This is a genomic window from Micromonospora sp. DT227 (genome assembly GCF_049841835.1).
In the GTDB taxonomy this organism is placed as follows: domain Bacteria; phylum Actinomycetota; class Actinomycetes; order Mycobacteriales; family Micromonosporaceae; genus Micromonospora.
Map to the genome: position 1 here is coordinate 426,445 of NZ_JBNCLA010000001.1, position 20,446 is coordinate 446,890.

Annotated in this window: 22 protein-coding genes and 2 pseudogenes; 14 read left to right on the forward strand and 10 right to left on the reverse strand. The window is 72.1% G+C overall.

Annotated elements, in window-relative coordinates:
• Positions 1–401: 401 nt before the first annotated feature.
• Positions 402–1,133 (forward strand): HAD family hydrolase, encoded by a 732-nt coding sequence (locus ACLQ2W_RS02130; RefSeq protein WP_425785021.1) that lies wholly within the window; start codon positions 402–404, stop codon positions 1,131–1,133.
• 284 nt (positions 1,134–1,417) lie between these two features.
• The gene (locus ACLQ2W_RS02135; protein WP_425785022.1) at positions 1,418–2,317 is read left to right on the forward strand and encodes a hypothetical protein; all 900 of its coding nucleotides are present in this window, start codon (positions 1,418–1,420) and stop codon (positions 2,315–2,317) included.
• A 224-nt stretch (positions 2,318–2,541) separates the two neighbouring features.
• Here ACLQ2W_RS02135 and ACLQ2W_RS02140 read toward each other — a convergent pair.
• A pseudogene (locus tag ACLQ2W_RS02140) lies at positions 2,542–2,835 on the reverse strand (SDR family NAD(P)-dependent oxidoreductase); the annotation flags it as partial.
• Between the two features lie 384 nt (positions 2,836–3,219).
• Here ACLQ2W_RS02140 and ACLQ2W_RS02145 point away from each other — a divergent pair.
• Positions 3,220–3,657 (forward strand): hypothetical protein, encoded by a 438-nt coding sequence (locus ACLQ2W_RS02145; protein WP_425785023.1) that lies wholly within the window; start codon positions 3,220–3,222, stop codon positions 3,655–3,657.
• A 112-nt stretch (positions 3,658–3,769) separates the two neighbouring features.
• On the opposite strand, the gene ACLQ2W_RS02150 is transcribed toward ACLQ2W_RS02145, so the two are convergent.
• The gene (locus ACLQ2W_RS02150) at positions 3,770–4,510 is read right to left on the reverse strand and encodes an LPXTG cell wall anchor domain-containing protein (protein ID WP_425785024.1); all 741 of its coding nucleotides are present in this window, start codon (positions 4,508–4,510) and stop codon (positions 3,770–3,772) included.
• Positions 4,511–4,629: 119 nt separating this feature from the next.
• Here ACLQ2W_RS02150 and ACLQ2W_RS02155 point away from each other — a divergent pair, with 119 nt between their 5' ends.
• The 3 genes from ACLQ2W_RS02155 to ACLQ2W_RS02165 are packed head-to-tail and all read left to right on the forward strand — an operon-like array spanning position 4,630 to position 5,866.
• A complete protein-coding gene (locus ACLQ2W_RS02155; RefSeq protein ID WP_425785025.1) occupies positions 4,630–4,932 on the forward strand; it encodes an ArsR/SmtB family transcription factor in 303 nt (100 codons plus the stop codon).
• Entirely contained in the window at positions 4,929–5,315 is a 387-nt protein-coding gene (locus ACLQ2W_RS02160) for a VOC family protein (RefSeq protein ID WP_425785026.1), read from the forward strand. Before ACLQ2W_RS02155 ends, ACLQ2W_RS02160 begins: the two co-directional genes overlap by 4 nt.
• A gap of 5 nt (positions 5,316–5,320) precedes the next feature.
• On the forward strand, positions 5,321–5,866 hold the full coding sequence (locus ACLQ2W_RS02165; RefSeq protein WP_425785027.1) for a hypothetical protein: 546 nt from the start codon (positions 5,321–5,323) through the stop codon (positions 5,864–5,866).
• A 10-nt stretch (positions 5,867–5,876) separates the two neighbouring features.
• On the opposite strand, the gene ACLQ2W_RS02170 is transcribed toward ACLQ2W_RS02165, so the two are convergent.
• A complete protein-coding gene (locus tag ACLQ2W_RS02170; RefSeq protein ID WP_425785028.1) occupies positions 5,877–6,467 on the reverse strand; it encodes a dienelactone hydrolase family protein in 591 nt (196 codons plus the stop codon).
• A gap of 64 nt (positions 6,468–6,531) precedes the next feature.
• On the opposite strand from ACLQ2W_RS02170, the gene ACLQ2W_RS02175 reads away from it, so the two are divergent.
• Both ACLQ2W_RS02175 and ACLQ2W_RS02180 read left to right on the forward strand, forming a co-directional pair.
• Positions 6,532–7,113 carry a helix-turn-helix domain-containing protein gene (locus ACLQ2W_RS02175; protein ID WP_425785029.1) on the forward strand — a complete coding sequence of 194 codons (582 nt, stop codon included), beginning with the start codon at positions 6,532–6,534 and terminating at the stop codon, positions 7,111–7,113.
• Positions 7,114–7,274: 161 nt separating this feature from the next.
• Positions 7,275–8,222, forward strand: a complete 948-nt coding sequence (locus ACLQ2W_RS02180; protein ID WP_425785990.1) for an L-threonylcarbamoyladenylate synthase — start codon at positions 7,275–7,277, stop codon at positions 8,220–8,222.
• 7 nt (positions 8,223–8,229) lie between these two features.
• Here the strand turns inward: ACLQ2W_RS02180 and ACLQ2W_RS02185 are convergent, their stop codons facing one another.
• A complete protein-coding gene (locus ACLQ2W_RS02185; protein ID WP_425785030.1) occupies positions 8,230–12,702 on the reverse strand; it encodes an HAD-IC family P-type ATPase in 4,473 nt (1,490 codons plus the stop codon).
• A gap of 158 nt (positions 12,703–12,860) precedes the next feature.
• Between ACLQ2W_RS02185 and ACLQ2W_RS02190 the strand changes: the two genes are divergently transcribed.
• The 4 genes from ACLQ2W_RS02190 (at position 12,861) to ACLQ2W_RS02205 (ending at position 15,414) form a co-directional block, all read left to right on the forward strand.
• A complete protein-coding gene (locus tag ACLQ2W_RS02190; RefSeq protein ID WP_281933880.1) occupies positions 12,861–13,121 on the forward strand; it encodes a hypothetical protein in 261 nt (86 codons plus the stop codon).
• Positions 13,122–13,175: 54 nt separating this feature from the next.
• Positions 13,176–14,549: an MFS transporter gene (locus ACLQ2W_RS02195; RefSeq protein WP_425785031.1), complete on the forward strand. Its 1,374-nt coding sequence runs from the start codon at positions 13,176–13,178 to the stop codon at positions 14,547–14,549.
• A gap of 70 nt (positions 14,550–14,619) precedes the next feature.
• Positions 14,620–14,769 (forward strand): hypothetical protein, encoded by a 150-nt coding sequence (locus ACLQ2W_RS02200; RefSeq protein WP_199199841.1) that lies wholly within the window; start codon positions 14,620–14,622, stop codon positions 14,767–14,769.
• Positions 14,770–14,865: 96 nt separating this feature from the next.
• Entirely contained in the window at positions 14,866–15,414 is a 549-nt protein-coding gene (locus tag ACLQ2W_RS02205) for a YbaK/EbsC family protein (RefSeq protein ID WP_425785032.1), read from the forward strand.
• A 36-nt stretch (positions 15,415–15,450) separates the two neighbouring features.
• Here ACLQ2W_RS02205 and ACLQ2W_RS02210 read toward each other — a convergent pair whose 3' ends face one another.
• The 4 genes from ACLQ2W_RS02210 to ACLQ2W_RS02225 all read right to left on the reverse strand — a co-directional run bounded on the left by ACLQ2W_RS02210 (position 15,451) and on the right by ACLQ2W_RS02225 (position 18,852).
• Positions 15,451–16,083, reverse strand: coding sequence for a DsbA family oxidoreductase (locus ACLQ2W_RS02210; protein ID WP_425785033.1), 633 nt, complete (start codon positions 16,081–16,083; stop codon positions 15,451–15,453).
• Positions 16,084–16,103: 20 nt separating this feature from the next.
• The gene (locus ACLQ2W_RS02215; RefSeq protein ID WP_425785034.1) at positions 16,104–16,529 is read right to left on the reverse strand and encodes a SufE family protein; all 426 of its coding nucleotides are present in this window, start codon (positions 16,527–16,529) and stop codon (positions 16,104–16,106) included.
• Between the two features lie 78 nt (positions 16,530–16,607).
• Positions 16,608–17,027, reverse strand: coding sequence for a CBS domain-containing protein (locus ACLQ2W_RS02220; protein ID WP_107158151.1), 420 nt, complete (start codon positions 17,025–17,027; stop codon positions 16,608–16,610).
• Positions 17,028–17,082: 55 nt separating this feature from the next.
• Entirely contained in the window at positions 17,083–18,852 is a 1,770-nt protein-coding gene (locus ACLQ2W_RS02225) for a proline--tRNA ligase (RefSeq protein ID WP_425785035.1), read from the reverse strand.
• Positions 18,853–18,964: 112 nt separating this feature from the next.
• Between ACLQ2W_RS02225 and ACLQ2W_RS02230 the strand changes: the two genes are divergently transcribed.
• Both ACLQ2W_RS02230 and ACLQ2W_RS02235 read left to right on the forward strand, forming a co-directional pair.
• Positions 18,965–19,339: a VOC family protein gene (locus ACLQ2W_RS02230; RefSeq protein ID WP_425785036.1), complete on the forward strand. Its 375-nt coding sequence runs from the start codon at positions 18,965–18,967 to the stop codon at positions 19,337–19,339.
• Complete coding sequence (locus ACLQ2W_RS02235; RefSeq protein ID WP_425785037.1) at positions 19,336–19,554, forward strand: hypothetical protein; 219 nt, start codon at positions 19,336–19,338, stop codon at positions 19,552–19,554. The genes ACLQ2W_RS02230 and ACLQ2W_RS02235 overlap by 4 nt, the downstream gene beginning before the upstream one ends.
• Here ACLQ2W_RS02235 and ACLQ2W_RS02240 read toward each other — a convergent pair.
• Together ACLQ2W_RS02240 and ACLQ2W_RS02245 are read right to left on the reverse strand one after the other, a co-directional pair.
• Positions 19,529–19,723 carry a DUF397 domain-containing protein gene (locus ACLQ2W_RS02240; protein WP_425785038.1) on the reverse strand — a complete coding sequence of 65 codons (195 nt, stop codon included), beginning with the start codon at positions 19,721–19,723 and terminating at the stop codon, positions 19,529–19,531. The two genes, ACLQ2W_RS02235 and ACLQ2W_RS02240, sit on opposite strands and share 26 nt — an antisense overlap.
• Positions 19,714–20,443: pseudogene (locus ACLQ2W_RS02245) on the reverse strand (helix-turn-helix domain-containing protein). Before ACLQ2W_RS02245 ends, ACLQ2W_RS02240 begins: the two are co-directional and overlap by 10 nt.
• Between the last annotated feature and the right edge of the window lie 3 nt (positions 20,444–20,446).

Here is a 20,446-nt window from a genome sequence, read left to right on the forward strand (position 1 = left end):
TGTGGCGGCGAGCCCGTGCCGATCGGCGTTCACGCAGCTGAGCACCTCGTCCCGCTGGTGACAGCCCTCCCCGGTCCAGGTGAATAGTCCCTGCCAGGACCGGGGACCTTCGACCTGGATGTCGTCAGGGACGGCCACCTCCCATGGCCCGGCACGACACGACCGGCAGGGGATCCACTTGAGAACCTCGGTCGTAGTCTCCGACGACTCCTTCGAATCGGTCACGGGGTCACGTTCGTTGCAGCGGACGTGGCCCCGCTTCTCTATGTGGCTGTCACCTCGTGACCACCGTTGGTGGGCTGGCCCCAGCGGCTGATCGCTGAGCGGGAGTAGCCGGTCAACTCCGCGATGCGCTGGTAGGGCACCCCAGCGGCTTCACCCGCCCGGTACGGTTGTTGACCATGCAGCGGTTGGCGCTCTTCGATCTCGACAACACGCTCGTGGACCGTTCGGAGGCATTCCGACGTTGGGCGGTCGAGTTCTGCGCCGATCGCGAACTGCCGGACGACGCGTTGGCCTGGCTGATCGCTACGGATCAGGACGGGGCCGTGCCCCGCGACTGGTTCTTCGGCGAGGTGACCGAGCGTTTCGGCCTGGCAGCCTCGGTGGATGAAGCATGGAGGCAGTACCGACATCGGATGCCGGAACTGGTGAGATGTCCTCAAGAAGTGCGGGCGTCGCTGAGACTACTGCGCGACGAGGGCTGGACGGTCGCGATCGTGACCAACGGCCAGGCCGACAACCAGCTAGGGAAAATCAGGCGTACCGGGCTGGACCAGTGCGTCGATGCCTGGGCAGTGTCCGGGGATTTGGGCATCCGGAAGCCAGCACGCGAGATCTTCGAGGCAGCGACCCGTGAGTGCGGCCTCGATCTGCGGGGCGGGGGCTGGGCGATCGGTGACAGCCCTGTGCTTGATGTCGAGGGTGGCCGCGCGGCAGGGCTTGCCACCCTGTGGGACGCTCCTATGGTGCGTCAGCCGAGGGAAGGACTGGCCATCGGAACTCACCCCGCCCGACCGCACCGTCACGGACGTCGTGGCCGCTGTCCAAGTGCTGCGAGGCGAGGACTCCGGCCTGTAGCTGTACAGCCATCCGTACAGCCAAGGCCACCTGCTGACGCCGACGCCATCTGACCAGGTGCGCAGTCACTCGACCAGCCCTTCCGCGATCTTCTTCTAATCCCCAGGCCGCCCTCGGCCGCCGGCGCCCGCGCTTGACAACTGTCATTGAGACTCGTCCGGTGGGGCGCTCCACCTTTGTCGCCCTGGCCCTGGCCTGCTCCACGGTGTGTGGGTCGGCGGCAGACGGGATGGCGCCGGAGGGGAGCATTCGCTGGCGGCAAAGAGCACGGTAACGATGGAAGCTCAGGCGCTACCACAGATGTCTCGCGAGACATGAGCTGCAATAATCGACAAACATGGACGAGGGCAACCTAACCCAGCGGGCCGCGTCGCGTCCGGGCAATCCGGCAGGTTTTCGCTGGTCCGAGCACCGAGCCGCGCAAGCTGGCCTGATCATAACTATTGTGCCCATCGCGCTAGCGGCGCTCAGGCTGTATGTGGTGTCAGGGGGCGATGACGTTGTGCTTAAATCCCTGGCCTCGACGCTCAGTATTCAAGCACTGATCCTTGGTACGTACCTCGTGACGCTGCCCATAATCTTCATGGCGGCATCGTGGATGGCAGTGGAATGGCTGGGGCGGAGCGACGAGCGGCATCCACTGGCAATCAAAGCCTGGGCGATGCTGACGATTCTAAGCGTAAGCGCACTCCTGCTTCCAGTTGGATTCGCAATCATCGGTATCGTGCCGATGATAGCCCGACTAATCAGGGCGCATGGTTCGCGCACTCGCGTCGCAGGAGTTCAAGCAGCATCGGCGCGACGCGAGCCCCGGAAGAAGCGGAGAACGCCGCGACGACCTGGACTCGCGCGGCGAGTATACCTCGCAGTCTCGGCTGGCCCTGTCGTTGCTTTCTGGGCCGTCGCTTTAATATTTATTTTCGGCGCTGGAATGTGGCTCCCGTCGCAGGCTGTCCTACTCAAAGGCCGCAGTTATCCAGCTGTTGCTTATGTGCTGAATCAAGCAGATGGTCAAACGACACTGCTTTTCAAGGATCCGGCCGTTGTGCGAACGGTTGCTACGGCTGATATCGAAGCGCGGGTAGCCTGCGTAGCGGCGTCTTCTCCGCCTTCCTGGCTAATTAAGCCAACCTATGTATATGTACTGCCTACAAGCTTGAATATCCCCGACCCGCTTGAATGTGATGAGATCATCGACCACTGGCCGAGCAATCCAGCCGCGCCCGTGCCGGATTGATCGGCCAGCGCGCGGCGGCAGGCGACATCCGCGGACGGTCCCGAGTGCAGCCAAGCGGTCACGCCGACTCCTTCTCACCGAGAACCCGGTCGATGGCCGAGGCAGCCTGACGAGCCCGCGCCGGCAGGACGTGCCCGTAGGTGGCAAAAGTACGGCCCGCTCCAGCTGAAGGAACGGGCCGTAGCCGTGCGCAAGGGTGGACAGCCCGGCCGTGAGCCGATGAATCAGATGGTGAAGCCTCCGTCGACGTTGACTGTTGCCCCGGTGATGTAACGCCCGCCCGGGCTGGCGAGGAACGCCACCGCAGCGGCTACGTCGGCTGGCTTCGCGTAGTGGCCGAGGGCGGTGAACCCGTTGATCGTGTCGGCGTTGGGGCCGTCGGCCGGGTTCAGTTCGGTGTCCGTGGCTCCTGGGTTTACCAGATTCACGGTGATCGCCCTGCCGCCGAGTTCGCGGCCGAGTGCCTTGGTCAGGCCGATCAGGGCGGTCTTGCTCATCGCGTAGAGCGAGAAGCCCGGGAAGACCGGCGCTCAGCCACACCGCCGCCCGGTATCGGGCCGGTACGACGTCCAGGAGCGCCAGATTGGGGAGTAGATGCGCGACATTGTGAGGAAGTGGCCCGGAAGCCGAGCATGCCGAGATTGGGCTGAGCCCGAATGCTCGAAACGACCGGGACTTCTTTTTTTGAACGCCTGCCCTCAGCGTGTTTACCGTCAGGTGCGGCGAAGCTCATCCCGAGTTGTATGCACGGTCGGAGCGCATCTTGTTCGGTCTTGTTTACCTGGCCAAGGGGGGGCTGTGGCCCGACGTCGGGGCGCACGTGCGGCCGGTCCCACCCCGGGACGCCGGCCGCCACCTCGACGCTACCCAGATCGACAGGGGTCGTGCCTATAATCCTCGCCATGAAAAATGTGAAAATCGCCGGTGGGGCCACCACCGCTCTTGCCACGGTTCTCCTCGTCGGAGGGATTGCAACCCCGGCGCACGCGGCGACCGGCCCGGAAATCTGTGGCGGCTCGGAGTACGTTCGCATCGAGGCGCACGAATTCCTCAACGGCCGTCTCGTGGTTTCGAAGCACCGGAACAGCAACACCATGTGTGCGGTGACGTTCAACACCACCGGCACGACGCGATACACCAGGGCGACGCTCGTCAGGGTGCCCGCCGGCGGCGGGGTGACGTACGGATCCAAGGAGGATGCGGGCCAGTACACCCAGTACGCCGGGCCGATCTACCTCGCGAACCAGTACCCGAACAACGACTTCTACGCCGAAGGTCAGGTCGGCGGCAACAGCGTCCAGCTCTACTGCACGCTCACGTACTGCGCCGTTCCCCGCTAGTTCCAGGACGCCATAAGAAGTCCTGACGTGCCGGTGTGGTGGGCGGGGGTCCTTCCTCCACAGGCGATGCGCCCGGCCCGACGAGATGTCGAGCCGGGCGCATCGGCGTCAGCTATGCCACGAAGCGGGAACGGCGTCGGCGTCCGATCAGGTAGCCCGCGCCGCCGAGCAGCAGAAGCACAGCGCCGATGGTGACCACGGTCGCGGTGTCGGCACCGGTCAGCGGCAGCCCGCCGCCCGAACCGCCGGGGGCGTCCGTGCTGGCGGAGGGCGCAGCGGTCGGGGCCTCGGTAGTGGTGGCGCTGGGAGTCGCGCCGGGCCGCGACGTGGGCGTGGGCTGCGACGTGGGCGTGGGCGTCGGCGAGGACTGGGACGCGCAGTCGAGCGCTCGCGCGGCGTACCGGCCGTCGTTCAGGTAGGCCAGGTAGGCGTCGATGGACGGCGCGTCCAGCACCTTCTGCGCGGCGGCCTGCACGTTGGGGCCGGCGTTCGTCAGCGTCTGGGCCACCGACACCCGCAGCGCCGTCGACCAGGCGTTCTCCAGGTCCGTCCGGAGGAATGCGCGGAGATCGTCGGCGGTGCCGTTCAGTCGCTCCTGGATGGCATTGGGCAGCACGGGCAGCGACTCGCGGTTCGCCTCGGCCAGGATCTGATTGGCCAGCAGCCTTACCTGGGTGGTGGTGGCGGTGGCCAGGTCGATGGTGACCATCGTGCGGACGTCCTTGTACACCTTGCGGTCGACCGTCTGGCAGGCCTCGTTCGGCCCGGGTGACGGCGTTTGTGCCATGGCCGGTGCCGCCGGGATCAGCAGGGCCAGCGCCATGAGGACGCCGGCCGGGATCTTCCCTCGCATGTGTTCTCCCCGTTGTAGATCAAACAGACGATATTACCGGCGACGAATCCGTCCCGGGTGCCCGAAGTTGGCCGGGGTGCGCCCGTTCCGGTGCTTGATAGGCAAGCCAGCACTTGCCTATGATGGGCGGCGTGGGCGACCTGTACCAGGCGCTGGCCGATCCCACCCGCCGCCTGATCCTCGACGAGCTGACCGAGCGCGACGGTCAGACGCTGTTCGAGATCTGCGGCCGGTTGGCCACCCGGCACCAGGTCGGCTCGTCCCGGCAGGCGATCTCCCAGCACCTCGACGTGCTGGAGGCCGCCGGCCTGATCGTCACGCGCCGGCAGGGCCGGTACAAGTTCCACCACCTCGACACCCGGCCGCTGCGTGCCATCACCGAGCGGTGGCTCCGACCCGAACCCACCCGGGAGACCCCATGAGAATCAACCTGACCAGCGTGTACGTCGACGACCAGGAGAAGGCTCTGCGCTTCTACACCGACGTGCTGGGCTTCGTGAAGAAGACGGACGTGCCGACCGGCGAGCACCGCTGGTTGACCGTCGTCTCGCCGGACGCTCCCGACGGGGTCGAGCTGCTGCTGGAGCCGGAGGCCCACCCGGCCGCCAAGGCGTTCAAGGAGGCCCTGGCGGCCGACGGCATCCCGTTCACCCAGTTCGCGGTGGACGACGTGGCGGCCGAGCACGAGCGGCTGCGACAGCTCGGTGTGCTGTTCACGCAGGAGCCGGTGGACATGGGGCCGGTGGTGACCGCTGTCTTCGACGACACGTGCGGCAACCTGATCCAGATCGCGCAGTACAGGTAACGTCCGTGCCCGTCTGGCGAAGTCCGCTGCTGGCCGGCACCGTGGCGGGGCTGGAGAGGGAGATCCGTGGTGCCTGGGAGCTGCTGATGCGCGAGCTGGACGTGGCTCCCGGGTCCCCGGAGGAGACCGAGCTGGCCTGGCTGGTCGTGGACGATCCTGCGGCGTACGACTGGCGGACGGTGGACGGTGCGCTCGACCGACTGACATGTCCCGCCTGCGGAGCCCGGTTGACCGGCGGGCCGGTGACCTGCGAGCAGTGCGAGTTCCACCACCGGATGCGGTTCGGGGCGCGGGAGGCCGACCGTCCGCACGTGACGCCCGGCAATGAGCATGCGGTACGGGTGGCGACCGCGGTGGTACGCGCCCGGGAGCGGTACTCCCCCCGGGCGCGTGTGGGCTACGAGCTGGCGCTGCCGGAGCTGGTCGCGGGCGCGTTGCCCACCACTCCGCAGGCTCAGGCGGCCAAGGCGCTGATCAACAGGCTGACCGACGACGAGTGTGACCGGGTGGCGAGCTTCGCCGAGGTGGAGGCGCTGGCGAAGGGGCGCTGAGTTCCGTTGGTCAGCCCAACCGGTCGAGGAGGTCGCGGCTGCGGGTCACCACCAGCGCGGTCGCCTCCGCGTCGTACGACGGCAGCGAGCTGTCGGTGAACAGGTGTCGGTCACCGGGGTAGACGAACAGCTCTCCCCGGTCCGGGCCGACGATCGAGACCAGTTCGCGGGCGGCATCGACGTCACCCTCGAGCCCGAAGAACGGGTCCCGCTCCATGCCGTGCACCTGCACCGCCACGCCGTCGGGCCAGGGGCCGATCGCCCATTCGCCGGTGACCGGCAGGCAGGCTTCGTAGAGCAGGGCGGCCCGTGCGCCGGGCCGGGTCTGGGCGAGCCGTTGGGCGATGGCGGCGCCCCAGGAGACGCCGGCGTGGATCAGGTCGGGGCGCAGGTCCGCCGCGATCCGGTCGGCACGCTGGTCGAGGACGTCCCTCCCGATGCGCTTGACCAGCGCCGAGCCCTCCTCGACGCTGGCCGGACGCTCGCCGTCGAAGAGGTCGGGGAGGTGCACGGTGTGCCCGCCGGCGCCGAGGGCGCCGGCGAGGGCGCGTACGCCGTCGGTGAGCCCTTGCAGGTGGTGGAAGAGGAGGATCTCGGCCATCTCTAGACTCCCGATTGTCGGACCGGAATCATCGAACGAACCAGAATATTAGAACGGTCGAGAAATGTCGGTCAATAAGCGGGTCCCGGACTACGACCTCGACGACCTGCTCGTGGTCACCGCGCCCGAGCAGTTGCGTGCGCTCGCCGACCCCCTGCGCGGCACCCTGCTGGAGCTGCTGCTGGAGCGCGCGGCCACGGTCAACGAGCTGGCCAGCGCCGTGGACCGGCCGAAGAGCAGCGTGGCCTACCACGTGAACCAGCTCGTCGACGCCGGGCTGCTGCGGGTGGTGCGTACCCGCCGGGTCCGGGCCATCGAGGAACGCTTCTACGGCCGGGTCGCGCGCACGTTCTACGTCGGCGTGCTCAACCGGCCCGAGGACAAGCAGGTCGTCGCCCGGATCAACGGGCTGGCCGAGGCCGCGGCGGAGGCCGCCGCCGCGCACGCCGCCGACGAGCTGCGGTGCACGCTGGTGCACGCGCGCATCCCGATCGAGGACGTGCGGGAGTTCTGGGCGGAGGTGCAGGCGCTGGCCCGACGGTTCGCCCAGATCCCCCGCGCCGGTGACCAGGTCTACGGCTTCGCCGCCGGCCTCTACCCCACCGACGCACCCACCCTCCCCGACCCGGACCACCCCGCCGACTGACCCCCGCCTGCGTCAGGACCGCGATGATCATGAAGTTGGCGGCGGTGAAACGGGCGAAACGTGCGGCCAACTTCATGATCGCCGCAGTGCGGCGGGGCCGGGACGGGACGGGGAGCGGGGCAGGCTAGCGTCGCAGCGTGAGCAACGGATCCCCGCGTGTCCTGCCGGCCGGCAGCGGCATCGACGAGGCCGCCGCCGTCCTACGCGCCGGCGGGCTGGTCGCGTTCCCCACCGAGACGGTCTACGGGCTGGGCGCGAACGCACTCGACGCCCGGGCCGCGGCGCGGATCTTCGAGGCGAAGGCGCGGCCCAGCTTCGACCCGCTGATCAGCCACCTGGCCGACGCCGCCGACCTGCCCGCGCTGGTCGGCGCCGTGCCGCCGGCCGTGGCCGCGCTGGTGCGGCGGTTCTGGCCGGGCCCGCTCACGCTGATCGTGGACCGGCCGGCGACGATTCCGCCGATCGTCACGTCCGGCCTGGACACGATGGCCGTCCGGGTGCCCGACGAGCCGGCTGCCCGCGCGCTGATCGCCGCCGCCGGCATACCGGTGGCCGCGCCGAGCGCCAACCGGTTCGGCCAGCTCAGCCCCACCCGGGCCGAGCACGTGGTGGCCGGGCTGGGCGGCGCGGTGGACGTGGTGCTCGACGGCGGGCCCACCCGCTGCGGCATCGAGTCGACGATCGTGGACGCCCGGGGCGAGCGGCCGGTGGTGCTGCGGTTGGGCGCGCTACCGGTCGAGGCGCTGGTCGAGGCCGTCGGACCGGTCGAGGTCCGCCAGGGCAGCTCCGGTCAGCCGGTCGCGCCCGGGACGCTGGCCGCGCACTACGCCCCGCGTACCCCGTTGCGGTTGGGTGCGGCGGACGCGTGCGACGGCGGCCGGCGGGGGTTCCTGGCCTTCCGGGAGCCGCCGGCGGACGGCGACTGGGCGGCGGTGGAGGTGCTGTCGCCGGCGGGTGACCTGACGGCCGCCGCCGCGCGGCTCTTCGACGCGCTGCACCGGCTCGACGCGGCCGGCGTGACCGAGATCGTCGCCGAGCCGGTGCCCGACGAGGGGGTCGGGCGGGCGATCAACGACCGGCTGCGCCGGGCGGCCGCCACCTGGCAATAGGGCCCCGTCAGGACGAGCCGGGCTGCGGCAGGCGGTCCACCAGCCGGGTCAGCGCGCCGTTGGCGAACGTCGCGCCGAGCGCTGAACCGGTGGCGATGGTCCAGCCCACCGGGCCCAGCGGGGTGCAGCCGAAGAACTGGCTGACCCCGGGCGTCTGCACCACCAGGACCAGCACGCCGACGGACGCGGCGGTGGCGGCCAGCACGGTCGGGCTGGTGCCGCCGGCCAGCACGGTCTGGCCGAGCTGGGTGCCGATCAGCGAGGCGAGCGCGACCGTACCGGCCCGGCGTTGCGTGCCGGTCCACCGGGCCAGCGTCCAGCCGGCGGTCGCGCCCAGCGTGGTCGCCGCCGCGCGCAGCCCGATCTCCCGGGTCATGGTGGCGCCGAGCGACGAGTCGGGGCCCTCCCGCAGCAGGTGGTCGGCGCGGTCGTCGGCCGGTGGCCGGACCGCGATGGCGAGCGCCGGCGCGAGGTCGGTGAGCAGGTTGACCAGCAGCAGTTGCCGCCCGGTCAGCGCGGACCGGCCGGTCGAGGCGGCGGTCAGCACACTGAACGCGATCTCGCCGAGGTTGCCGCCGACCAGGATGCTCAACGCGTGCCGGACGGACGACCACATGGCCCGCCCCTCGACCAGCGTGGCGATGATCGTCTCCAGCCGGTCGTCGGTGACCACCAGGTCGGCGGCGGCGCGGGCGGCCGGAGTGCCCCGCTGGCCGAGCGCGATGCCCACGTCGGCCAGCCGGATCGCCGGGGCGTCGTTGGCGCCGTCGCCGGTCATCGCCACGGTCCGGCCCCGCTGCTGCAACGCCTGGATGATCCGGACCTTGTGCGCGGGCGTGCAGCGGGCCACCACGTCGGTGGCCATCAGCCGCTCGGCGAGCGCGCCGTCGTCGAGCCGGTCCAGGTCGGTCGCGGTCACCACCCGCTGCTGGCCGTGGTCGGGGCTGATGGTGGCCGCGATCGCCTCGGCGGTGGCCGGATGGTCACCGGTGATCATGATGGTGTGCACGCCGGCCGCCCGGATCCGCTCCACCGCCGGCCGGGCGCTCTCCCGCACCCCGTCCGCCAGCGTCAGGAAACCCACGAAGACCAGGCCGTCGACCTGCTCGTCGGTGACCGCGTCGGTGGACACCCGGCACTCGGCCACGGCGAGGATCCGGTGCCCGGCGCCGGCCCGGTCGGCCAGCATGGCCTGCACCTCGTCCCGGCCGGCCGGGTCCAACGGCCGGTCACCGGTGGCGGTCCGCCGGGACGCGCAGCGCGGCAGCACCGACTCGGGCGCGCCCTTCACGCTGAGCAGCGACCCGTCGGCGGTGCGACCCACCGTGGCGCTGTAGCCCCGGGACGGCTCGAACGGCAGCCCACCGGTCGCGGTCCACTCCGCCGCGCCGGTGCGCTCGGTCACCCCGGCCTTGTTCGCGCCCCGGCGTACCGCGCGGTCGGTCTGCTGCGGCAACTCGTCCGGGTCGGCCGCGGCCGGAGTGGCCCGCAGCGCCGCGGCCAGCGTCGACCGGAGCGGCTCGTCGTCGAGGCGGTCCGCCGCGGCGTACCGGTCGTCGCCGGTGCCCACGCCGGCCAGCAGCAGCTTCCCCTCGGTCAGCGTGCCGGTCTTGTCGAAGCAGAGCACGTCGACCCGGCCCAGCGCCTCGATCGTGCGCGGGTTGCGGACCAGCGCGCCGTGCGCGGCCAGCCGCCGCGCCGCCGCCAACTGCGCGGCGCTGACCAGGAACGGCAGCCCCTCCGGCACCGACGCCACGGCCAGGTTCGCGGCGGTCGCCGCCGTCTCGGCCAGGGGTACGCCCCGGAGCAGCCCCGCCCCGGCCACCGCGATCGCCGAGCCGGCCGCCAGCGGTACGGCGCTGTTCGTCAGCTTCCCCAGTCGCGCCTCCACGCCGCTGACCGGCGGGGCCTGCCGGGCCAGCGCCAGGCTCCGCCCCGACTCGGTCTCCGCGCCGGTGGCCACCACCACGGCGGTGCCGTGCCCGGCGGCCACCGTGGTGCCCTCGAACAGCATCGAGTGCCGCTCGGCGATCGCCGCCGCGACCACCGGGTCGGCGCTCTTCGCCACCGGCAGCGACTCGCCGGTCAGGGACGACTCGTCGGCCTCCAGGCCGTCACTTGTCAGCACCCGGCAGTCGGCCGGTACGGCGTCCCCGGAGGAGATGCTCACCACGTCGCCCGGCACCAGGTCCTCGGCGGGCACCACCCGTTCCGCGCCGTCCCGCCGTACCCGGGCGGTGACCGCCGAGCGGGACAGCAGCTCGGCCAGCGACCGTTCGGTGTTGCGCTGGTGCACGGCGCCGATCAGCGCGGAACTGCCGACCAGACCGCCGACCAGCGCCGCGTCGACGAGGGAGCCGAACGCGGCGGAGAGCACCGCGCCGGCGGCCAGCACCGGGGTGAGCGGGTTGGACAGCTCGTCGACGAACGCGCGGAGCAGCCCGGCCGGCCCGTGGCCGTCGCCGGGACCGGCACCCCGCCGACGGTCCGCCTCCTCGTCGGTCAGCCCGCCGGAGTGCGTGTCGAGCTGGTCGAGGACGGTCTCCACCGGCATGAGATGCCAGGCGGTGAGCGCGGGCACCGGGGTGCCGGTGCGGTCCGGCAGCCGGTGCGCCCGGAACACGCCGTGCGCGAACGCGACCGCGGCGGCGCCGTTCACCGCCGCCATGGTCCGGCCGGGCAGTTGCCGCCGGTCAGCGGTGAACGCGCCGAGCGCGCCGAGCCCGCTGCCGGCCATGGCGATCCGGATGTTCTGCCGGGTCATCCGGCGGGCCACCCCGGCGGCGTCGACGATCAGGGCCGGGACGCGCAGGTCGTCGCCGACCAGCAGGTGCGCGCCCCACGGGGGCAGGTCGTCGGGCGCGGCCACGCCGAGACCGCAGTCGGCAGCCGCGAGCGCCGACCGCTCGCCGGAGACCACCAGCACCACCGCGCCCTCGCGTTGCAGGTCACGTACCGCGTCGGCGAGCCGGGTCCCACCCGGTACGCGACGGTCGCCCACGTCGTACCGGCCGTCCTCGGCGCCGCCGACGACGAGCCGGAACCCGGCCTGGCGGGTGGCGGACACCAGCGCGTCCACCCCGGGGGCGGGTTCCGGCTCGACCCGCAGCACGGCGGCGAGCCGACCGTCCCGGGCCAGCCCGAGCAGCCGTCCGCCGTCGGAGCGCAACCGCTCGCTGTCCGGGGTGTCCCCCGGGTCCTCGGCGGCCAGCCGGTCCAAGGGCCCGATCTGCCAGCCGTCGTCGGCGCGTACCGCGTCCGGGTCGGCCGGGTCGAAGAGGGCGAACGCCCGGGCGGCCACCTGGCCGGTGTCGGCGCCGGGCAGCGGCGCCAGGTCGGCCAGCACGCCCCGGTCGGAGCCGAGCACCGCCGCGTCCAGCAGCACCGTGTCGATCCGGTCCAGCTCGCGCAGCACGCTGCGGTCCATCGCGATCACGCCGCGCCGGGCCAGCATCCGGCCGAGCTGCGCCGCGTACCCCTCGCGACCGCTGCCGGGCGCCTTGGACAGCGCGGAGAGCGCCAGCGCGGCGGCCCGCTTGCCGCCGGCGAACGGAACCGCCGCCGCGCCGGCCGCCGCGCCCGCCGCGAGCATCCGCTGGACGTAACGCTCGGCCTGGCCGTCCGGGACCGGGCAGGGACGCTCACCGTCCGGCACCCGGGCGACCGCCCGGTCCGGGTCGCCGGTCAGCCGCGGTTCGGCGCGGCTCCAGGCGGCGAGCTGGGCGCGCGCCTCACCCCACTGCACCACCCGCTGCGCGCCGTCGAGCACGATGCCGGCCCACCCTCCGGTGAGGCCCTGCACCACCGCCTCGGCCAGCGGAAAGACGACCTCGGCGCGGGGGTCGGCGCGGAGACCCCGGTCGGCCAGCGCGTGCAGCTTCGGGTGCAGGTCGACCGCGTTCAGCAGTCCCGCGACCTCCCCGGGGACCGGGGTGAACGGCAGGATCCGGGTGGCCGCCGAGATGGTCAGGCCGAGCGCGTCGGAAGCCAGCGCGCCGAGCGTACGGGGGGTGCGCGGCCCTTCCTCGGGCGGATGCGGCGGCGGGATCTCCGGGTCCGGCTCGTACGGGCAGGTGTGCTCGGCGCGCGCCACCGTGTCGATCAGGTCCCGCAGCTTCGGCGCCGGCTCCCGGGTGGCCACCACCACCCGGCCGGACGGCGCGTTCACCCGCGCCCAGGCCACGCCGGGCACCGCCTCCAGCGCCGCCTCGACCTGCCGGGCCAGCCCGTCCCCGCCGTCCTGACAGACACCGTGCACCTCGATGTGGTGCCGGCCGTCGGCGGACCACACCCGACGGCGGGTCAGGCCGGCCGTCCGGGCCAGCCGGGTGGCGGCCGTGCCGACCGCGCCCGCCGCCTCGGTCACCCCGGTCGGCACGGCGGCGCCGGGCAGGACCGAACCGACGGTACGGGCGACCCGCGCGACCGCGTCCGGTACGGCGGCCGGAGCCAGCAGGAGACCGGCGAAGCCGTACGCCATCTCGCCTCCCGGACTCGTCCCGGCGGCCCGACTTCCCGGCGCGACGTCCGTTATGCCCTCCCGGAGGGGGAAGTTTCCCCACCGCCCCGGGGCATGGACGACGGGGGCGGTGGAATGCCGATCGGGTCGATGCCGTCGTCGCAACCGGGGAGGCTGGGATGAGCACACTGACCCGACATCTGAGCGGATCGCGGGAAATGGTCCGGGCGTACAGCCGGCGGGTGGACGTGCCGCTGCTGGGTGAGGTGGCGGTGCCCCCACCGGACAAGCTGGCCTACTACGCCGGCATCGGGGTGCTCACCGCCTTGCAGGTCATCGAGTGGCCGCTGGCACTGGTCATCACCGCCGGGCACGTCCTGGCCGACCAGCACTTCTCCGGCCTGGTGAAGGGCGTGGGCGAGGCGCTGGAGACCGCCTGACGAGACCGGGCCCACAGTTGACCTCAACCGCGGTTGAGGTCACAGGCTGGGTGCATGACGATCGCCGCCACCGCCGCAGCGGAGGACCGGGACCTCTGGTCACCACGCCTGCGGGCGATGACCGTGGGCAGCGTCGCCCTGGTGTCGTTGCTGGCGTTCGAGGCGCTCGCGGTGGGCACCGCCATGCCGACGGTCGCGCGCAGCCTGAACGGGCTCGGCCTGTACGCGCTGGCCTTCGGCGGCCCGTTCGCCTCCGGCGTGGTGGCGATGGTGGCGTCCGGCATCTGGTGCGACGCCCGCGGACCCCGGCCGGCCATGTGGCACGGGGTCGCCTGGTTCGTCACCGGGCTGGCGGTGGCGGGCGCCGCCACCAGCATGGGGACGCTCGTCGTCGGGCGGGTGGTGCAGGGCTTCGGCTCCGGTCTGCTCTCCGTGGCGCTCTACGTGATCGTCGGGCACGCGTACCCGGAGCGGCTGCGGCGGCGGATGTTCGCCGCCTTCGCCGCGGCCTGGGTGGTGCCGTCGCTCGTCGGTCCGGCGCTGGCCGGCCTGATCGTCGAGCACCTGGGCTGGCGCTGGGTGTTCCTCGCGGTGCCGGCGGTCGCGGTGCCGGCGGTGCTGCTGATCCAGCCGGGCCTGCGGACGCTGGCCGGCGCCGCGTCGACCCGGCCGCCGGTCGGCGCGCTGGCCCGGGTGGGTTGGGCCTGCGGCGCCGGGGCGAGCGCCGCGCTGCTGCACTACGGGGGGCAGCAGCGCGGCGCGTACGCCGTCGGCCTGATCGGCGTGGCGCTGGCCGGGATGCTCGCCTGCGTACCCCGGTTGCTGCCGCCCGGGTTCCTGCGGGCGGCGCGCGGGCTGCCGACGGTGGTCGGCCTGCGCGGGCTGGCGTCGGCGGCGTTCGTCGGCGCGGAGGTGGTGATCCCGCTGATGCTCTCCCGGGAACGCGGGTTCACGCCCACCGGTGCCGGTCTGGTGCTCACCGTCGGGGCGCTCTCCTGGTCGGTGGGCTCCTGGTTCCAGGGGCGGATCGCCGCGCCCCGGTCTGCCGCCAGCCTGCCCCGGGCCGGGCTGGCCTGCATCGCGGTCGGCACGGCGGGTGTCGCGTCGGCGCTGCTGCCGGGAGTGCCGGTGGCGCTCGCGGTGTCCGCCTGGGCGGTCGCCGGCCTCGGCATGGGGCTGCTCTATCCCTCGCTGTCGGTGCTCACGCTGGAGCTGTCCGCCCCGGCCGAACAGGGCCGGAACTCCTCGGCGCTGCAACTGGGCGACTCGCTGGCGGCGGCCACCGTGCTGGCGCTGACCGGGGCGGTGCTGGCCGCCGGTTCGTCGCCCGGGCCGGTCAGCTACGCGGCCACGCTCGCCGTCGCGGCCGGCTGCGGCCTGCTCGGTCTGGTGCTCGCCGGCCGGGTGACCCCGCCGGCAGCGCCCTGACCGGACCCGTACGGGGGAACGGGGCGAAGACGAGAGCCGGTCGCGTCCGCCGTCGACCTACCGTGAGCCCATGCTGGTCTTTGTCGCCACCGTGGTGCTCTACGTCTTCGGCTTCGTCTTCCTCTACGGCGTGATCCGGGTCGGTGTCCGGCACGGCATCCAGGACGCCGAGGCGAACCGCCCGGAGCCGCTGCAACGCCGCCAGCTCACCGAGGTGTAAGGAGGGGGCCCGCTTAACGGATTCTGCATAGCAGGGGGCCCCGCTTAACACGCTGGCGAGCGGATTCTCCGCACAGGTGCGAGGATCGCACCCGTGATGGGGACGCTGAAGACCGAGCCGGCCCGCCTCCGGCTGGACCTGCTGGCTCCGCCGGTCGCGGCGGCGGTGGATCGGTGGCCGGACGAGGCACCTGTCGACGTGGACGAGGTGCTGGTCGCCCCGATCGACGCCGAGTTGGCCGACACCGCGGCCTTCTGCGCGGCGTACGAGGTGGAGCTGGCGGAGTCGGCCAACTGCGTGGTGGTCGCCGGCAAGCGTGGCGGCGAGATCCGGTACGCCGCCTGCATCGTGCTCGCCACCACCCGCGCCGACGTGAACGGCGTGGTCCGCAAGTTGCTCGACGTCCGCAAGGCGAGCTTCGCGCCGATGGCCGAGGCGGTGGAGCTGACCGGGATGGAGTACGGCGGAATCACCCCGATCGGGCTGCCCGAGGAATGGCCGATCCTGGTCGACGCGCGGGTGATCGCCACGCCGCACGTGATCATCGGATCGGGCGTACGCCACAGCAAGATCGCCCTGCCCGGGCCGGCGCTCGGCGCGCTGCCCGGGGCGCAGGTGGTGGACGGGCTGGCCCGACCGGCCTAGCCGCTCACTGGCATCGATCTTGTTCCACGTGAAACATCACCCGGCCGCCTCGCGCTGCTCGACCTCGCGCAACGCGGCGAGCAGCGTCTCCGGCTCCTGGGCGCCGGTGACCGCGTACTTCCCGGCCAGCACGAAGGTCGGCACGCTGGAGACGCCGAGATGGTGCGCGGCGCTCAGGTCGGCGGCCACCTCGCGGCGACCGAGGTTCGACGTCAGGTAGCGGCGCGCCTCGGTCTCGTCCAGCCCGACCTCACCGGCGAGCGTGACGAGCACGTCGATCGAGCCGACGTCCAAGCCGTCGAAGAAGTGCGCCCGGTAGAGCCGCTCGACCGTCTCGGCGGCCCGACCGTGCTCGGTGGCGAACCGCACCAGCCGGTGCGCGTCGAACGTGTTCGCCGCCACCGCGCGGTCGAACCGCAGGTCGAGTCCCGCGCCGGCGGCGACGCCGGAGACGTGGGCGGCCATGCCCTCGGCCTTGTCCCGGCCGCCGAACTTGTCGCCCAGCGCGTCCAACAGCGGCTTCGGCTCGGCGACCGGCGTCGGGTCGAGCTGGAACGGCCGGAACCGGACGGTCACCTCGCCGTCGTACGAGTCGAGGGCCTGTTCGAGTCGGCGCTTGCCGATCCAGCACCAGGGGCAGACGACGTCGGCGTAGATCTCGATCTCCATGACCAGCGACAACCCGCCGGTCAGGCGATCTGTTCCCGGACCTGCCTCTTCAGTCGGGCCAGGATGGCCGTGCCGCCGCGCACCCGGAGCGGGCTGATCGCCTGGGCCAGGCCCATCCGTTGGTAGAGGTCGTCCGGTACGGCCAGCACCTGCTCGGCGCTCGCCCCGGCCAGCCCGTCGGCGAGGATGCCGGCGAACGCCCGGGTGGTCGGCGCCTCCGGGGGGCAGTCGAAGACCGTGTTCACCGTGCGGTCCGGGTTCACCTCGGCGCGCAGGAAGAACGCGGTCTGGCACTCGGGGACCTGCTCCAGCTCCTCCCGGTTGACTCCCTCCGGCAGGGGCGGGATCACGTCGGCGAACTCCAGCAGCATCTCCAACACGACGTCGCGCGGGGCGGCGGCGAACTCGTCGACGATCTCGGCCAGCTTGGTCGGCATCTCGGGCATGGGTCGAGGCTATCCGCCCTTCTGGTGGTGAGAAGGGGCCCCTTCTCTACCAGAGGCGTTAAGAAGGGGCCCCGCCTTTCACGAGTTCGGGGCGGCTTCGCTGATGTCGCTCAGGGCCGACTGGGGGTCCAGCTGCATGGCCAGGTCGCCGAGGGAGACGATGCCGACCAGCTTTCGGTCGCTGTCACACACCAGCACGCGCCGGATGTTGCGCTCGCGCATCAGCGCAGCCGCCTCGTTCGCGGTGCAGTGCTGCTCGATCATGACGACCTCGCGGGTGATGATCGACCCGATCGTGGTGGTGCCCGGGTCGGCGCGCTCCGCCACGGCGCGCACCACGATGTCGCGGTCGGTCAGCATTCCGGCGAGCGTGGCGCCGTCGGTCACCACCACGTCGCCGATGTCCGACTCCTTCATCACCCGGGCCGCCTCGTCCAATGGGGTCTCTGCGGGAAGGTAGACAACCTGCTTGGTCATCACGTCACTGACGCGGTACATGAGAGCCTCCGAAACGCCTCGGTCGATCCGATTGCGGTACCCGGTGGCACGATCGCTACACCCGGTTGCGGCGCGTCGCGGCAAGCTCGTCGCGCAGACGCTCGAGGACCGCGTCGACCGGCAGCTCGGTGCGCTCACCGGTGGCCCGGTCGCGCAGTTCGGCGTACCCGTCGGCCAGCCGGCGGCCGAGCACGACGGCGCGCGGGATGCCGATCAGCTCGGCGTCGGTGAACTTCACCCCGGCGGAGACGGTGGCCCGGTCGTCGACGAGCACCCGCAGGCCGGCGTCGGCCAGCCGCCCGCCGAGGTCGAGCGCCGCGTCGAGCTGCGGCCCCTTCCCGGCCACCACCAGGTGTACGTCGCACGGCGCGACAGCGGCCGGCCAGACCAGCCCCCGGTCGTCGTGGTGCTGCTCGGCCACAGCGGCGACCGCCCGGGACACGCCGATGCCGTAGCAGCCCATGACGGGCCGGACGGGCCTGCCCTCGCGGCCGAGCACGTCCACCGCGAACACGTCGGTGTACCGGTGGCCGAGTTGGAAGACGTGCCCCACCTCGATGCCGCGCCGCATGGTCAGCTCGCCGTCGGCACAGGACGGGCAGGGGTCGCCGGGCCGCACCTCGGCCGCCTCGATGGTGCCGTCGGGCACGAAGTCGCGCCCGCACACCACGTCGGTGGCGTGCCGCCCCGGCTCGTTGGCCCCGGTCAGCCACGTGGTACCGGCGACCACCCGGGGGTCGACCAGGTAACGGATGCCGTGCTTGGCCAGGATCTGCGGCCCCAGGTAGCCCCGGACCAGCTCCGGATGCGCGGCCCAGTCGTCGAACACGGCCACGGTGGCCGGGGCCAGCACCGCCCCGACCCGTCTCAGGTCCACCTCGCGGTCGCCGGGCAGGCCGACGACCAGCAGGTCGGCCCGCTCGGCACCGGGCCGGCGAACGGCCAGCACCACGTTCTTCAGCGTGTCCGCCGCGGTCCAATCGGTGCGGCCGGCGAGCGCGCGGGTGTTCGCCACCTCCACCACGGCCGCGATGGTCGGCGTCTCCGGGGTGTCGTGCACCGCCGTGGCGGGATGCGCGTCCGGGTCACCGGCGGCCGGGGCACGGGTTACCACCGCCTCGGTGTTGGCCGCGTAGTCGCAGGCCGTGCAGCCGACGTAGGTGTCCTCCCCGGCCGGCGTGGCGGCCAGGAACTCCTCGGACGCCGAGCCGCCCATCGCGCCGGACGTCGCGCGCACCACCGTGAAGTCCAGCCCGAGCCGGGTGAAGATCCGCTGGTACGCCTCGCGGTGCCGGGCGTAGGTAGCCGCCAGCCCGGCCGGATCCAGATCGAAGGAGTAGGCGTCCTTCATCAGGAACTCGCGCCCGCGCAGCACGCCGGCCCGGGGGCGGGCCTCGTCCCGGAACTTCGTCTGGATCTGGAACAGCGTCACCGGGAAGTCCCGGTACGAGGTGAACAGATCCTTCACCAGCAGCGCGGCCATCTCCTCGTGGGTCGGCGCGAGCAGGTGCTCAACGCCCCGGCGGTCGGCGAGCGTGAAGATGTCGTCGCCGTACTCCGTCCACCGCCCGCTGGTCCGGTACGGCTCGGCCGGCAGCAGTGCCGGGAAGTGCACCTCCTGGTCGCCGATCGCGACCATCTCGTCCCGGACGATCGCGGTGATCCGGTCCAGCACCAGCTTGCCCAGCGGCAGCCAGGTGTAGCCGCCCGGCGCGGCCCGGCGGACGTAGCCGGCGCGGAGCAGCAGCCGGTGGCTCGGCACCTCCGCTTCGGCCGGGTCCTCGCGCAGGGTCCGGAGCAGCAGGGTCGACATGCGCAGCAGCATTGCCGCAGCGTACGGCGACCAGCCGGGACCGGGCGATCCGTTTCGGCCCGGTGCTGCCGTACCGGCACCCGGAGTCGGGTGACCGTCGTATGCGTCGGGTAGGAAGACCGCCATGAGTGAGCGACCGCGTTTCTCGTTGACGTCCACCGTGCTCGACGCGCCCTCCGCACAGGAACTCGCCGGCTTCTACGAGCGGCTGCTCGACTGGCCGCGAAGCGAGGATGAGCCGGAGTGGGTGGTGCTGGCCGCGCCGAGCGGCGGGGCCACGCTGGCGTTCCAGGACGAGCCGGCGTACGTGCGTCCGGTGTGGCCGGCCGGGCCGGGGGACCCGCCGATGATGCTCCACCTCGACATCAAGGTCGACGACCTGGAGACCGCCTCGGCGTACGCGGTGTCGCTCGGGGCCACGCTGGCCGATCACCAGCCGCAGGACGACGTACGGGTGCACCTCGACCCGGCCGGCCATCCGTTCTGCCTCTACCTGTGACCGCCACTCCGTCGGCTCGCGCGCTGAGCCAGTACGCGACGACGACCGGCAATCTCACCGCCCGGATGGCGTTGCACGCCTACGGCACCAACCCGCAGGACTGGTTCGCCTGGCTCGGCGAGCGGCTGCCGCTGGCCGGGGACGTGCTGGAGGTGGGCGCCTTCCGGGTACGCAAGCACTCGGTGCTGATCAGCGCGACCCGCGGCCCTCGCTGACCCGGACGAAGGCTCGCCAGGCGTCGGCGGTGAAGGTGAGCACCGGACCGGTCGGGTCCTTGCTGTCCCGCACCCCGACCATCCCGACCAGGTTGCCCGCCACCTCGACGCAGTCGCCCTGCGTGCCGCTGCGGGTGGACTTCCGCCAGATCGCGCCGGTCAGCTCCATGAGGTCATCACTTCCTTCATCAGCTCGGCCGACTGGTGGCGCGGAAGCGCTCGCTCCGGACACTCTCCCATCTGGACAGCAGCGTCGCCACGTCCTCGTCGTTGTCGACCACCACGCCGCCGAGTTGGTTTTCGAGATGACCCACCCAGCCGCCGTCCGTGCCACGGGCCAGAGCGAACGGGCCGACCAGGCCGACGTGCATGGTGACCCGCGTCGGCACGATGTGGACGTCGATGTGCGGGTGCTCGGTGCGTTCGATGAGATGGGCGATCTGCTCGGCCATCAACCCCCGGCAGCTCTCGTCGGCGCGGCGCAGGGCGGACTCCTCGATGACCGCGATGTATTTCGGGTGGTTGGCGCTCGACAGGATCGCCTGCCGGTCCAGTCGAACCCCGAGCCGCCGCTCCACCTCGTCATCACTGATCAGGTCGTCGGTGCGGATCATGGCGCGGGCGTAGTTCTCGGTCTGGAGCAGCCCGGGGACGAGTGGTAGGTGCGCAGTTGTTGGGCCTGGCGTTCGGCGTCCAGCCAGGGGCGGAACCAGCTTGGCTGGCCGTCCCGTTCGGCGAGCTTCAGCAGCGACGTCAACAGCCCACCGGTGCCCAGCACCTCGTCGGCCCGGCTCAGGAAGAACCGGTCCAGCGGACGCTGACCCAGCTCCACGGCCGACACCTGCGAGTTGGAGAAGTGCACGAGTTTCCCGAACTCCTCCTGACTCAGCTC

Coding starts and splice junctions, on each gene's coding strand:
- ACLQ2W_RS02160 (WP_425785026.1), top strand. CDS start 4,929: ATGAGAATCAACCTGACCAGCGTGTACGTCGACGACCAGGAGAAGGCT.
- ACLQ2W_RS02205 (WP_425785032.1), top strand. CDS start 14,866: ATGGGGACGCTGAAGACCGAGCCGGCCCGCCTCCGGCTGGACCTGCTG.
- ACLQ2W_RS02240 (WP_425785038.1), bottom strand. CDS start 19,723: ATGGAGCTGACCGGCGCGATCTGGCGGAAGTCCACCCGCAGCGGCACG.
- ACLQ2W_RS02130 (WP_425785021.1), top strand. CDS start 402: ATGCAGCGGTTGGCGCTCTTCGATCTCGACAACACGCTCGTGGACCGT.
- ACLQ2W_RS02155 (WP_425785025.1), top strand. CDS start 4,630: ATGATGGGCGGCGTGGGCGACCTGTACCAGGCGCTGGCCGATCCCACC.
- ACLQ2W_RS02150 (WP_425785024.1), bottom strand. CDS start 4,510: ATGCGAGGGAAGATCCCGGCCGGCGTCCTCATGGCGCTGGCCCTGCTG.
- ACLQ2W_RS02220 (WP_107158151.1), bottom strand. CDS start 17,027: ATGTACCGCGTCAGTGACGTGATGACCAAGCAGGTTGTCTACCTTCCC.
- ACLQ2W_RS02170 (WP_425785028.1), bottom strand. CDS start 6,467: ATGGCCGAGATCCTCCTCTTCCACCACCTGCAAGGGCTCACCGACGGC.
- ACLQ2W_RS02185 (WP_425785030.1), bottom strand. CDS start 12,702: ATGGCGTACGGCTTCGCCGGTCTCCTGCTGGCTCCGGCCGCCGTACCG.
- ACLQ2W_RS02135 (WP_425785022.1), top strand. CDS start 1,418: ATGGACGAGGGCAACCTAACCCAGCGGGCCGCGTCGCGTCCGGGCAAT.
- ACLQ2W_RS02225 (WP_425785035.1), bottom strand. CDS start 18,852: ATGCTGCTGCGCATGTCGACCCTGCTGCTCCGGACCCTGCGCGAGGAC.
- ACLQ2W_RS02215 (WP_425785034.1), bottom strand. CDS start 16,529: ATGCCCGAGATGCCGACCAAGCTGGCCGAGATCGTCGACGAGTTCGCC.
- ACLQ2W_RS02190 (WP_281933880.1), top strand. CDS start 12,861: ATGAGCACACTGACCCGACATCTGAGCGGATCGCGGGAAATGGTCCGG.
- ACLQ2W_RS02200 (WP_199199841.1), top strand. CDS start 14,620: ATGCTGGTCTTTGTCGCCACCGTGGTGCTCTACGTCTTCGGCTTCGTC.
- ACLQ2W_RS02195 (WP_425785031.1), top strand. CDS start 13,176: ATGACGATCGCCGCCACCGCCGCAGCGGAGGACCGGGACCTCTGGTCA.
- ACLQ2W_RS02210 (WP_425785033.1), bottom strand. CDS start 16,083: ATGGAGATCGAGATCTACGCCGACGTCGTCTGCCCCTGGTGCTGGATC.
- ACLQ2W_RS02175 (WP_425785029.1), top strand. CDS start 6,532: ATGTCGGTCAATAAGCGGGTCCCGGACTACGACCTCGACGACCTGCTC.
- ACLQ2W_RS02145 (WP_425785023.1), top strand. CDS start 3,220: ATGAAAAATGTGAAAATCGCCGGTGGGGCCACCACCGCTCTTGCCACG.
- ACLQ2W_RS02230 (WP_425785036.1), top strand. CDS start 18,965: ATGAGTGAGCGACCGCGTTTCTCGTTGACGTCCACCGTGCTCGACGCG.